Source organism: Streptomyces anatolicus, assembly GCF_019400875.1.
GTDB classification, from domain to species: domain Bacteria; phylum Actinomycetota; class Actinomycetes; order Streptomycetales; family Streptomycetaceae; genus Streptomyces; species Streptomyces anatolicus.
In genome coordinates this window covers 1-11046 of the sequence record NZ_WMBF01000200.1, presented here as the reverse complement: position 1 = coordinate 11046, position 11046 = coordinate 1, and the positions used below count along the sequence as shown (strand labels likewise).

Genomic DNA, 11046 nt, shown 5'->3' with positions numbered 1-11046 from the left:
GGCCCGGGGAGGGGGTGGTCAGCCGACGAGCGTGTGGCCGAACTTGGCGTCCTTCTCCGGCGCGCCGAGCTTCACCGGGCTGAGCGTGGTGGCGCCCGTCGTGGTCAGGCCGCTCGCGGAGCCGAAGAGGTTCCACAGGGCGCCCGAGTCGGCGTACGTGCCGTCCTCGCCGGGGGCCGTGGCGGTCAGGTCGGCCTTGCCGTCCTTGTTCAGGTCGGTGAGGGAGACCTGGCGGCCGAAGTCGTCGCCCGCCTCGGAGACCCCGGGGACCCCGGCGGTCGTCTGGTTGTAGGCGACGGCGCCCTTGCCCGTCATGCCGCCGGCGGCCTTGGAGGCGCCCTTGAGCAGGATGACCGCGCCGGTGCCGGTGGCCGCGTCGAGGCTCTCGCCGGGGACGCCGACGGCGACCTCCGCCTTGCCGTCGCCGTTCACGTCGCCCGCGCTGAGGGAGGCGCCGAACGCGTCGTCACGCTCACTGGCGCCCGGGACGCCCGCGGTGTCCTGCGTGATGACCTTCTTGCGCGTGTTGCTGGGGCCGGTGGAGGTGCCGTACTGGATGGTGATGCTGCCGGGGGCGGAGTCGATCTCCTCGGTGACACCGCCGATGTCGCGGGTGATCAGGTCGCCGTACCCGTCGCCGTCGACGTCGCCGACGGTGCCGCTGTACGCCGTGCCGAGGTACTTCGAGGTGTGGCTGACGCCGGTTTTCGAACCCTTCCAGAAGTGGGCCTCGTGCTGCATCTCCTCAAAGCCGTGCGTGGTGACGATGTCGTCGGCGCCGTCGCCCGTGATGTCACCGGTGATGAAGGAGCGCAGGCCCGAGTTGCCGCTGTCGTCCGTGGTGATGCTGTCGCGGGTGCGCGTCTTGCCGTCCCGGGTGAAGGGCCCGTACTGGATCGTCATCCCGGAGTAGTTCGGGTCGTCGCTCGGGTCGGAGTTCACGACGAGGTCGCGCTTGCCGTCGCCGTTGAAGTCGCCCAGGGCGAACTCGGCGTACCGGTAGGGCAGGACGGTGTCCTGGCCGGTCAGGCCGTCCTTCGAGCCCCAGAGCACGGTGGCCTTGTTGCCGTCGTCGTCACCGCCGGACACGAGCAGATCGGTGTACGAGTCACCGTCCAGGTCGCCGGGGAGCATCTGGTAACCGAAGGCGTGCGTACCCGCGGGCTCACCGGGGACGCCCGGCGTGGTGCGGTCGATGACCTGGTGGCGTGCCGTGCCGGGCCCGGACGCGGTGCCGTACACGACGGATATGTAGCCCGCCTTCTCGACGCCGTCGACGGTGCCGAAGGGCGCGGCGACCGCGAGGTCGGGGTACCCGTCGCGGTTGAAGTCGGTGACCGGCGTGCGGGGCGGCACGGGCGCGGCCGACGCCGTGCCCGCGGCGGCGGAGATGGCGAGCGGGGCGGCCAGGGCGGTGACGGTGATGGCGGTGATGAGTGTGCGGCGGGGCACTGAGCCTCCTGGGAGTACGTGTGTGACGCAACAGGAGACAAGTGGCCTGGAGGGGAGGTTGTACACCGTGGGAACTCCGTTACGTGATCCGGACGTTCGACGGGCGACGGCCGCCGTTCACCTCGCGGCACGCGTGTGTGACGTACGTATGCGTGAGACTGGCCGGACGCCGGGGGGCCGGAACACCGGAAGGCGCCGGTGGAGGCGGGAGGGGCGGGATGGCGCGGGCGAGGGTCTCGATGCAGGAGCTGATCCGGGGCAGGCGGCGCGCCGGATTCGTGGGGCGCCGCGAGGAACTGCGGCTGTTCCGGGAGAACTTCGAGCTGCCGCCGGACGACGACCGCCACCGCTTCCTCTTCCATGTGCACGGCCCGGCGGGCGTCGGCAAGACCTCGCTCGTGCGGGAGCTGGCGCGGCTGGCGAGGGAGTGCGGCGCGCTGGTCGCCCACGTCGACGAGGGATCCGCCGGCATCCCCGGGACCGTCACGGAGCTTGCCGCCCAGTTCGCCCAGCAGGGCCGCACCTTGAAACACCTGGAGCGGGCCCTCGCCACCTACCGCCAGCGCAGCCACGAGGCCATCGCAGCCGTGCGCGAGCCCGGGCCCGACGCGCCGTCCACGGGCAGCGCGGTGGCGGCCCGCGCCGGGGTCGTCGGGCTCGGCATGGTCCCGGTGGTGGGCGCCTTCGCCGGGGTCGTCGACGCGGACCGCCTCGCCCGGGGCGCCGACCGGCTGCGCTCCCGCTTCCGCACGCAGGACGACGCCCGCCTCGTCCTGGAACCGGAGCGCGTGCTCACCCCCGTGCTCCTGGACGAGCTGGCCGAGGCGGCCGACACCGCGCCCTGGCTTGCCCTGTTCTTCGACACGTACGAACGGACGGCGCCGTTCCTCGACCGCTGGCTGCACGACACGATGACGACCGACCGCTACGGCGTACTCCCCTCCAACGTCGTCGTGGTGACCGCGGGCCAGCGTCCCCTCGACCCCGCCCGCTGGGAGGGCGCCGCGGATTTCGCCGCAGAGCTGCCCCTGCGGCCCTTCACGGACACCGAGGCGCGCGCCCTGCTCGCCGCCAAGGGCGTCACCGATGAGCCCGTCGTGGCGGAGGTGCTGCGCCTGTCGGGCAGGCTGCCGGTGCTCGTCTCCACCCTCGCCGAGAGCGGCCCGGCCGGCCCGGACGACGTGGGTGACCCGAGCGCCACGGCCGTCGAGCGGTTCCTCAAGGCGGAGCAGGAGCCGGCGCGCCGCGCGGCCGCCCTCGCGTGCGCGCTGCCACGCCGCCTCGACGAGGAGGTCGTACGTACGTGCACCGGGGAAGACGGCGAGGGCGGCGAGAGCCCGGCGGAGCTGTACGCGTGGCTGCGGGCCATGCCGTTCGTACGGACCGACCGCGGGGGCGCGGCCCGCTACCACGGAGTCGTACGCGCCCCGATGCTGCGCCTGCGCCGCAACTCGTCCCCGGAGCGGTGGCGTTCGGGGCACACCCGCCTCGCCGAGCTGTACCGGCGGCGGTGCGCCGCGCTGGAGGAGGAGGACCGGGGCGAGCCGGGGCGGCCGTGGACGCGGCCCGCGTGGCGTGCGGTGCGGGTCGAGGAGCTGTACCACCGGCTGTGCGCCGGGCCCCGGGCCGCGCTGCCCGGGGTGCTGCGCGAGGGGGTGGACGCGTGCCGCGCGGACACTGCCGTGGCGCGCGAGTGGGCCCAGGCGGTGGCGGACGCGGCCGACGACACCGACGCGGGGCATCTGCGGGCCTGGGCCGACGACTGCCTCGCGGCCCTCGCCGACGAGGCGACCGGGGCGCTGCGCGTCCTGGAACTCCTGCTGGCCCGCGCCGCTCTGGACGACGCGGGCAGGGCCGCCGCGCACCACGCGCACGGCCTGCAGCTCTTCCTGCTCGGCCGGTTGCGGGAAGCCCTCGACGACCACGCGCGCGCCATCGCCCTGGCCCCGGACGACCCCTGGGGCCACCACGACCTGGCGGTCACCCACCGGGCCCTCGGCGAGTACGAGAGCGCGCTGCTCGCTCTCGCGGAGGCCGCCTCGCTTGCACCCGGCGCGGCGTGGGTGGCGCGCCAGCGCGGCGAGACGTACCGGCGCATGGGCCGCCCCGAGGAGGCGCTGCCCTGGCTGGAGCGGGCGCACCAGCTCGACCCGGAGGAGCCGCTGACCCTGGGCAGCCTCGGCCAGGCCAAGTTCACGCTCGGCCGCCCACGCGAGGCCCTTGCCGACCTGGACCGCGCGATCGCCCTGTGGCCCGAGTACGCCTGGGCCCTGACCCGCAGGGCCCGCGTCCGCCACCACCTCGGCGACGGCCCCGGCGCCCTCGCCGACCTCGACCGCGCCCAGCGCCTGGCCCCGGACGTGGCGGGCACGCGCGGCGAGCGGGGCGATGTCCTGCGCGCGGCGGGCCGCCACGAGGAGGCCGTCGCGGAGTACGAGTCGGCACTCGCCCTCGACCCGGCCTACGCGTGGGCGTGGGGTAGCAGGGCCCTGTCCCTGGAAGCGCTGGGCCGGTTGGACGAGGCGCTGGCCTCCTTGGCGGAGGCGCTGCGGGTCGATCCGGGTTACGCGTGGGCGCGGGAGCAGAGGGAGCGGATCCTGGGCATTCCGGAACCAGAAGTTCCGTAGGTTTCGCGGCGACTGCGAAGGTCCGGTGAACGTCGTCCAAAAGCGACCCCGAGGGCGACTCGTCGCATTCCCCTTGCCGTCTGAATCGACCGTTCCCGTTCGATTACAGTGCTGCGCAGTCGCAACCTGGTGAGGCGCGGAGGGAGGTCCCGTGGGCACTGCAGCAGCCACCGGTGTCTGGGGCCGCGCCGAGCAGCAGGACTTCCGCAGCCGGGTGCGCGGCACCCTCCTCGGGGCCGCCGTGGGCGACGCCTTCGGGGCACCCGTCGACGACCTCTCCCTCGACGCGATACGGGAGGCCCACGGCGACGCGGGCCTCACCGAGCCCGCCCCCGCGTACGGCAGACGCGGCGCGGTGACGGCCGCCACCCAGCTCACCCTCTTCACCGTCGACGGGCTCATACGCGCCCAGGTGCGCCGCGACACCGGCGCCTGGCACCCGCCGACCGACCTGCACCGCGCCTACCGCCGCTGGGTCGCCACCCAGAGCGACTGGGGACCGGACGAGCGGCGCAAGGAGGACGGCTGGCTGGCCCGCGAGGAGTGGCTGTACACGCGCCGCAACCCGCCCCGCGCCTGCCTCCTCGGCCTCGGCAACATCGTCATGGGCACCCTCGACACCCCCAAGAACCCCGACGAGCGCGGCCCCGAGGCCGCCGTCAGATCCGCGCCCTTCGGCCTCCTCGTCGGCTGGGAGCCGCAGCTCGTCCTGCAACTCGCCGTCGAGTGCGCCGTCCAGACCCACGGCCACCCCACCGCCTACCTCGCCGCCGGCGCGCACGCCGTCATCGTGCACGGCCTCGCCCGCGGGGAGTCCCTCGACGGAGCGATCCAGCGGACCCTCGCCCTGCTCGCCGCCCACCCCGGCCACCCGCCCGTCGCCGACGCGCTCCGGCACGCGCTGGGCGCCGTACGCCAGGGCATGCCCGCGCCCGCGCGCGTGGAGGAACTGCTCGCGGACGGCACCGCCGAGGGGGTGCTCGCTGCGGCCGTCTACTGCGCCCTGGTCGGCGAGGACATCCGCCACGGCGTGCGGCTCGCCGTCAACCACGGCGGGGCGTCGGCCGCCACGGGCGCGCTGTGCGGGGCGCTGCTCGGCGCGCTGCACGGGGAGACCGCGCTGCCGCCGGGCTGGCTCACCGAGCTCGAGGGCCGCCCCACGGTCCTGGAGCTGGCGGACGACTTCGCCATGGAGATGACCCAGGGCCCCGCCCTGCACGGCCCCGCCGTCTCCTCCCCGGGCTGGCTCGCCCGCTACCCGCGCGCCTGAGGCGCCCGGGCGACCCCGGGGGAACGCTCACCGCATCAGCTCCCCCGCGTTGACCAGCAGGGACTGCCCGGTGATGGCCCGGGCCCGCTCGGACGCGAGAAAGACCACCGCGTCCGCCACATCGCCGTCCGTGGCCAGCTCCGGCAGCGCCATCCGCGACACGAGCCGCCCCCGGACCTCCTCCTCCGGCACACCCTCGGCCCCCGCCGTGAACCGTACGAACGCCTCGACCGGAGGCCCCCACATCCACCCCGGCAGCACGGTGTTGACCCGGATCCGGTGCGGCCCCAGCTCCCGCGCGAGGGAGTACATCGCCGACGTCAGGGCGCCCTTGGACGCCGCGTACGCGGCCTGCCGCACCTCCGAGGGCGCCGCCACCGCCGACTGCGTACCGATGAAGACCACCGAACCGCCCCGCCGCTCCTTGAGCGCGGGCAGGCACGCGCGGGTCATCCGCAGGGTGCCGAGCAGATTGACGTCGAGGACCCCGCGCCAGCCGTCGAGGTCCGCGTCCTCAAGGCCGCCGAAGTAGCTGTCCCAGGCGGCGACATGGACGACCGCGTCGATCCCCCCGAAGCGGTCGCACGCCAGCGCGGCCAGCGCCCGGCACTGGCGCTCGTCGGTGATGTCGGTCGCCCGGTACGCGGTGTGCGCGCCTCCCGGGTCGATCTCGGCGGCGGACTTGGCGAGGTTGGCCTCGGTGCGCGCCCCGAGCACGGCGTTGCCCCCGTCGCGCACGACGGCCGCCGCGACCTGGTGGCCGAGCCCGGCGCCGACGCCGGAGACGATGACGGTCTTCCCGGTGAGCGGCGATGACGGCATGGGCGCCTCCAGGCTCTGGCAGTTTTACTGACGGGGCGTCAGAGTAGGGGCGGTCGATGGCCCAGGGAAGAGTCGTGGGAAGAGAAGGGCGGGGCGGGCACATGGCAGAGGCTGAGGCAGAGGACACCCACACCGACACCGACACCTACGCCGAACTGGCCGCCGTCGGCCCCTACGGCGTACGCCCGGGGCACGCCCTGATCACCCTGGTCGAACCGCACCCGGGACACGAGTTCGCCTACAACCGCTGGTACGAGGACGACCACTACTACGCCGGCGCGATGGCCATGCCCTGGATGTACGCCGGGCGCCGCTGGGTCGCCACGCGTGACCTCCAGCTCCTGCGCTACCCCGCCGAGTCCGCGGTCGCCGAGCCGGTCACCGCGGGCTGCTACCTCTCCACGTACTGGGTGACGGAGGGCCGCTACGACGAGCACATGAAGTGGACCGTGGGGATCAACAAGCGGCTCAACCGCGACGGCCGCGTCCACCAGGAACGCACCCACGTCTTCACCGCGTTCCAGGACCACGAGGCGACCGTCTACCGGGACGGCGCGGCGGGCCCGCGCGACTTCCATGCGCTCGACCACCCCTACAAGGGCCTCGTCCTCGAAGTCGTGGACGCCGAGAGCGCCGAGCGGAGGAGGGAGTTGCTGGAGTGGCTTCGTGCCTGCCACCTGCCGCGCGCGCTCGCCGGTTCACCGGCCGCGATGGTGACAATCTTCCGGCCGACCCCGCTGCCGGGGGACCGTATGACGTACGTGAAGCAGGTCGAGGGCGTGGACACCCGGCTGACCCTGCTGTGGTTCCTCCAGGAGGATCCGCGGGAGTGCTGGGAGGCGCACTTCACCGAGCGGGACGCGGCGGTGGCCGAATCGGGCCTCGGCCGGGTGGGGTTGGTCGCCCCCTTCATCCCGACCGTGCCGGGGACGGACCTGTACGTCGACCGATTGCGCTGACCGGCGGGGTGGACGCGGGGCCAGGCATAGGGCCGGGCGCAGGGCCGAGCCCCCTCGGCCGGGACGGCGGGCCAGTCGAGAGGGCTCATTCGGTGCTGCTTATGCGGTTGTGGTGTCACGTGTGGCGTCACGCGAGATCGGCAGCCCTCCGGCTCACCTCGGCGACGAACGCGTTCCAGGAGTCGGCGGGGAAGGCGAGGACCGGACCCGCGACGACCTTGGAGTCACGCACCGAAATGCCGGACGCCAGGGGAGACTTGACCTCGACGCACGCACCGTTGCCGGTGGAGTACGAGGACTTGACCCACGTATGCGAAACGCCTTGCTGGATTGCCATTTTCACTCCGGTTTGCCCAGTTGGTGAGTTGCTTTCACCGCGAACCGCGGTGTGCGCCAACGCTCTTGCCCGCTGGCGTGAATGACGCTACTCGCCAACTTCGGCACGTGAAGGGGCCATTCACTCGACCGGATGGCATATACCAGGGGGGTCTTCCGTCCCGACGCAGCAAGGGTGTACCGTGCGGCATTTTCCGCGAGGGGGCGGCTCCGCGGTCCCTGGCTCAGCGGGCGTAGCCCTTCGAGATCTCGGTGATGAGCTGGCGCGATTGCTCCACGTTCAGCGCCTGGGCCCGAAGGTGCTCGTACATCACGCTGTACTGCTGGACGTCGTTCGCCTTCTCCAGATACAGATCGCTGGTGACGCCCTCGATATAGACCACGCTGGAATCGGCGGCGTCGGGGAACTCCAGGATCGCGTACTGACCGTTGAGGCCGGGGTGCGCGCCCAGCTCGAAGGGGATCACCTGGACCGTGACGTGCGGCAGCTGGGACTGCTCCACCAGATGTTCCAGTTGCTCTCGCATCAGCTGCGGGGAGCCGACCACGCGACGCAGCGCGGACTCGTCGAGGACGGTCCACAGACGCAGCGGGTTCTCCGGCGCCGCGATGCGCTCCTGGCGGCGCATGCGCACCTGGACGCGCTTCTCGATGTCGGTCGTCGTGGTCTCCGGGAGCGCGCCGGTGATCAGCGCCTCGGCGTAGGGGCGGGTCTGGAGCAGTCCGGGGACGACCTGCGGGTCGTACACCCGCAAGGACGCGGCGTCCGTCTCGAGCCCGATGTACACGCTGTACGGGATGTCGCCGAAGGAGTGCCACCAGCCTTGCTGGCGCGAATCCTTGGCCATTTGCATCAGGGAGTCGACGATGCGGTGGTCCTCGACCTCGTAGACACCGCACAGGTCGCGGACGTCGCGCTGGCTGATCGAGCGGCGGCCGTTCTCCAGTCTGGAGATCTTCGACTGCGAGACGAGCAGGCGCTCGGCGACCTCTTCGGCCGTCATGCCCTTCAGCTCGCGGAGCCGGCGCAGCTCCTGGCCAAGGCGACGTCGCCTGACGGTGGGATTGACATTGGACGCCACGGGACGTGCACCTCCGGCTTGCCTGCCACGATTTTGCGTATCTACTGCTCAGCAGAGTGCCACCAACGTGTGGGGCGCCGCTGGGAAACAGCGATGTGCGAACGTGCGGGCGGTTGCCGCGCGGGGTGGTGGTACCGGGGTGTCGTCGTCCGGACGGTCCGGTGCCACTCCCCGCGCGGCCCAGCGGCTCCCGGACCGGTCTGGGGGACTGCGGTGCGGCGCTGGTGTGTTGGTGCGGTGACGCGGTGATGCGGTGATGCCCAGGTGCGGTGACGCGTGGATGCCTTGTGGTGCGTGCGTGCCTGGTGTTGAGCGGTGATGTGCCGCTGATGGTGCTGAGCGGTCGAGCGGTGTCGAGCGGTGATGTGCCGTGACGTGCTGTGGGGGGTGGTGGTGCCGTGCTCAGTGGGCCACGGCGCGTGCCATGGATCCGCGGCGCGGCTGCATCGGGATCCGGTCCGGATCCGCGACCGCCCTGGCCGGCTGCCTGCCGCCGGGACCCGTGGGGCCCGCCGGTGCGGCACTGCGGCGCGGCTGAGCGGCCACGCCGTTCTGGACGTCCATCACGGCGTGCGCCACGAGGCCGCCCATCGGGTCGTGCCTGATGAGGTCCCGGAGGCGGGAGCGCGATGAACGCCCCTCGTTCCCGGGGTACAGATGCTTGCCGAGGCCGACCGCGTGGGCCAGTGCGGCGAGCGCGGCGGTCCGCGGGTCCGGCGGTACGCCGGTGCGGATCGCCGAATCGAGCCGGGACCTGATTTCCCGGCTGATCGCCGTGTCCGTCGCTTGGTAGCGAGTCGTCGGCAGCACCCCGCACATCTGGCCCGCCACGGCATGGACCATGCCGCATCGCTCCAGGTGCGAGAGGTACGTCTGGCGCAGCCCCAGGCGGGGCCCGCCGATCCAGTGGACGGCCCGGACCGGGCTGCCGCGCCTGCGCAGCAGCTCCAGTGCGGAGTCCAGAGTCGGATCTCCGGTCGGCCGTGGCATCACCACGGCGATACGATCCCCGTCTGGGGCTATCCGTCCGGCCAGCGCCAGCTCCACTAGCTGTGCTCCGGCCAGACCGAGGTCGAGCGACTGCGGCTGCGCTGTGGTACCCGTGGCCGGGTCCAAAGCGAGCAGCAGAAGCTCCTCCGGAATTGTTCTGCGGCTCCTGCCCATCCATGCCTCCCCGCGTGGATGAATGACAGGGTGACCCCTCTCACATTGGTCTGTCGAGAGCGCGTGGGCGGGATGTACGGGAACCAGTAGGTATGTCGTTCTCGTCTACCACGGGGGTTAAGCCCTCACACAGGACACTGGTACACGGTTCGGACAGTGGGTCCGGCCCGGATTTGGCGCAGGTACGAGGAGGCATCGGTGGCGGGCGAGACCCCCGACAGGTCGAAGCAGCGGAAGTCGTCGGGGAACCCGACTGCGGCGGACCCTTCCGCGTCGGCACCGGAGGAGCGGGACCCGCGCCTCGCGGTGGCCCGCGAGATCCCTTCGGCGCGGGGCGCCGTGGCCGGCGCGGAGGGTTCGCGGTCTTCCGATACGCCGGAGACGCCGGAGGCCTCGGCGGCTTCCGGTGGTAAGGGGAGCGGTGACGCGCGGCTGCGGGACGCGGTGGCGGCGTGGGTCGCCACGTCGGACGACGAGGACGAGGCCGGATCCGGGGCGAGCAGTGACGGTCCTGCGGCGGAGGACGACTCCTCGGTGAAGCCCGCGCCGGCCGGGGCGGACGCTCCGGCAGGGGGCGCGGGTTCTGGCGTGGGCGCCGGTTCGGTGGAGGGTGCTTCCGCTGAGGGGTCCGCGTCCAGCGAGGGCGCCGGTGCCTCCGGCTCCGAGAAGGGCGCCGACTCCGCGGAGGGTGCTCCTGCCGAGGCGAAGGCTCCCGCCAAGGGCGACGCCCCGGCCGAGAAGGACACCGAGCCCACCGCCGACGCCAAGCCGTCCGGCGCTGCCAAGCCGTCCGGCACGGACAAGTCCGGTACGGGTGCCAAGTCCACCGGCGCGGTCAAGCCTGGCGGCGAGGCCAAGCCTCACGGTGAGGCGAACCCTGCCGCTGCCGCCAAGTCCGGCACCGGCGCCGACAAGCCCGGCACCGGCACCAAGCCGTCCGGCGCCGACAAGCCCGGCACCGGCACCAAGCCCACCGGCACGGACAAGCCCGCGCCCGACGACAAGCCCGCCGCCGACGACAAGTACGCCGGTGTCGATCAGGCCACCGCCGTCTTCAAGGCGCCTGTCGTGAAGCCCGCCGTGGATCAGCCGACCACCATGCTCAAGCTCGGCACCGACGTGCCCGGCAAGGGTGCCGACAAGAGCACCGGCAAGGACGCCGAGGAGGCATCCGCGAAGGCCTCTGAAAAGGCCTCCCCGAAGGACGCCGAGAAGGACTCCGCAAAGGGCGCTGCAAAGACCGAGCGGGACGCCGAGCGGACCAGCAAGTTCGTTGCCCTGAAGCCGCTCGACGAGCCGCCCGCCAAGGCGGCGCCCAAGGCAACCCCCAAGGC

Annotated in this window: 8 protein-coding genes and 1 pseudogene; 4 read left to right on the top strand and 5 right to left on the bottom strand. The window is 72.8% G+C overall.

What is annotated here, in order from left to right:
• Positions 1–18: 18 nt before the first annotated feature.
• Positions 19–1452 (bottom strand): FG-GAP-like repeat-containing protein, encoded by a 1434-nt coding sequence (locus tag GKQ77_RS18720; RefSeq protein ID WP_308117710.1) that lies wholly within the window; start codon positions 1450–1452, stop codon positions 19–21.
• Between the two features lie 218 nt (positions 1453–1670).
• On the opposite strand from GKQ77_RS18720, the gene GKQ77_RS18715 reads away from it, so the two are divergent.
• Positions 1671–4079, top strand: a complete 2409-nt coding sequence (locus GKQ77_RS18715; protein WP_258021539.1) for a tetratricopeptide repeat protein — start codon at positions 1671–1673, stop codon at positions 4077–4079.
• A gap of 151 nt (positions 4080–4230) precedes the next feature.
• Positions 4231–5349, top strand: a complete 1119-nt coding sequence (locus tag GKQ77_RS18710) for an ADP-ribosylglycohydrolase family protein (protein WP_219690034.1) — start codon at positions 4231–4233, stop codon at positions 5347–5349.
• Positions 5350–5376: 27 nt separating this feature from the next.
• Here GKQ77_RS18710 and GKQ77_RS18705 read toward each other — a convergent pair whose 3' ends face one another.
• Positions 5377–6171 carry an SDR family oxidoreductase gene (locus tag GKQ77_RS18705; RefSeq protein WP_219690032.1) on the bottom strand — a complete coding sequence of 265 codons (795 nt, stop codon included), beginning with the start codon at positions 6169–6171 and terminating at the stop codon, positions 5377–5379.
• Positions 6172–6272: 101 nt separating this feature from the next.
• Here GKQ77_RS18705 and GKQ77_RS18700 point away from each other — a divergent pair, with 101 nt between their 5' ends.
• On the top strand, positions 6273–7130 hold the full coding sequence (locus GKQ77_RS18700) for a hypothetical protein (RefSeq protein WP_219690029.1): 858 nt from the start codon (positions 6273–6275) through the stop codon (positions 7128–7130).
• Between the two features lie 127 nt (positions 7131–7257).
• On the opposite strand, the gene GKQ77_RS18695 is transcribed toward GKQ77_RS18700, so the two are convergent.
• From GKQ77_RS18695 to GKQ77_RS18685, 3 genes are all read right to left on the bottom strand, one after another.
• Positions 7258–7467 (bottom strand): DUF397 domain-containing protein, encoded by a 210-nt coding sequence (locus GKQ77_RS18695; RefSeq protein ID WP_219690027.1) that lies wholly within the window; start codon positions 7465–7467, stop codon positions 7258–7260.
• Positions 7468–7690: 223 nt separating this feature from the next.
• The gene (locus tag GKQ77_RS18690; RefSeq protein WP_219690025.1) at positions 7691–8548 is read right to left on the bottom strand and encodes a helix-turn-helix domain-containing protein; all 858 of its coding nucleotides are present in this window, start codon (positions 8546–8548) and stop codon (positions 7691–7693) included.
• A gap of 402 nt (positions 8549–8950) precedes the next feature.
• Positions 8951–9712 carry a GOLPH3/VPS74 family protein gene (locus GKQ77_RS18685; RefSeq protein WP_125513363.1) on the bottom strand — a complete coding sequence of 254 codons (762 nt, stop codon included), beginning with the start codon at positions 9710–9712 and terminating at the stop codon, positions 8951–8953.
• Between the two features lie 198 nt (positions 9713–9910).
• Between GKQ77_RS18685 and GKQ77_RS18680 the strand changes: the two are divergent.
• Positions 9911–11046, top strand: a pseudogene (locus GKQ77_RS18680) (hypothetical protein); the annotation flags it as partial.

Coding starts and splice junctions, on each gene's coding strand:
- GKQ77_RS18715 (WP_258021539.1), top strand. CDS start 1,671: ATGGCGCGGGCGAGGGTCTCGATGCAGGAGCTGATCCGGGGCAGGCGG.
- GKQ77_RS18705 (WP_219690032.1), bottom strand. CDS start 6,171: ATGCCGTCATCGCCGCTCACCGGGAAGACCGTCATCGTCTCCGGCGTC.
- GKQ77_RS18700 (WP_219690029.1), top strand. CDS start 6,273: ATGGCAGAGGCTGAGGCAGAGGACACCCACACCGACACCGACACCTAC.
- GKQ77_RS18695 (WP_219690027.1), bottom strand. CDS start 7,467: ATGGCAATCCAGCAAGGCGTTTCGCATACGTGGGTCAAGTCCTCGTAC.
- GKQ77_RS18685 (WP_125513363.1), bottom strand. CDS start 9,712: ATGGGCAGGAGCCGCAGAACAATTCCGGAGGAGCTTCTGCTGCTCGCT.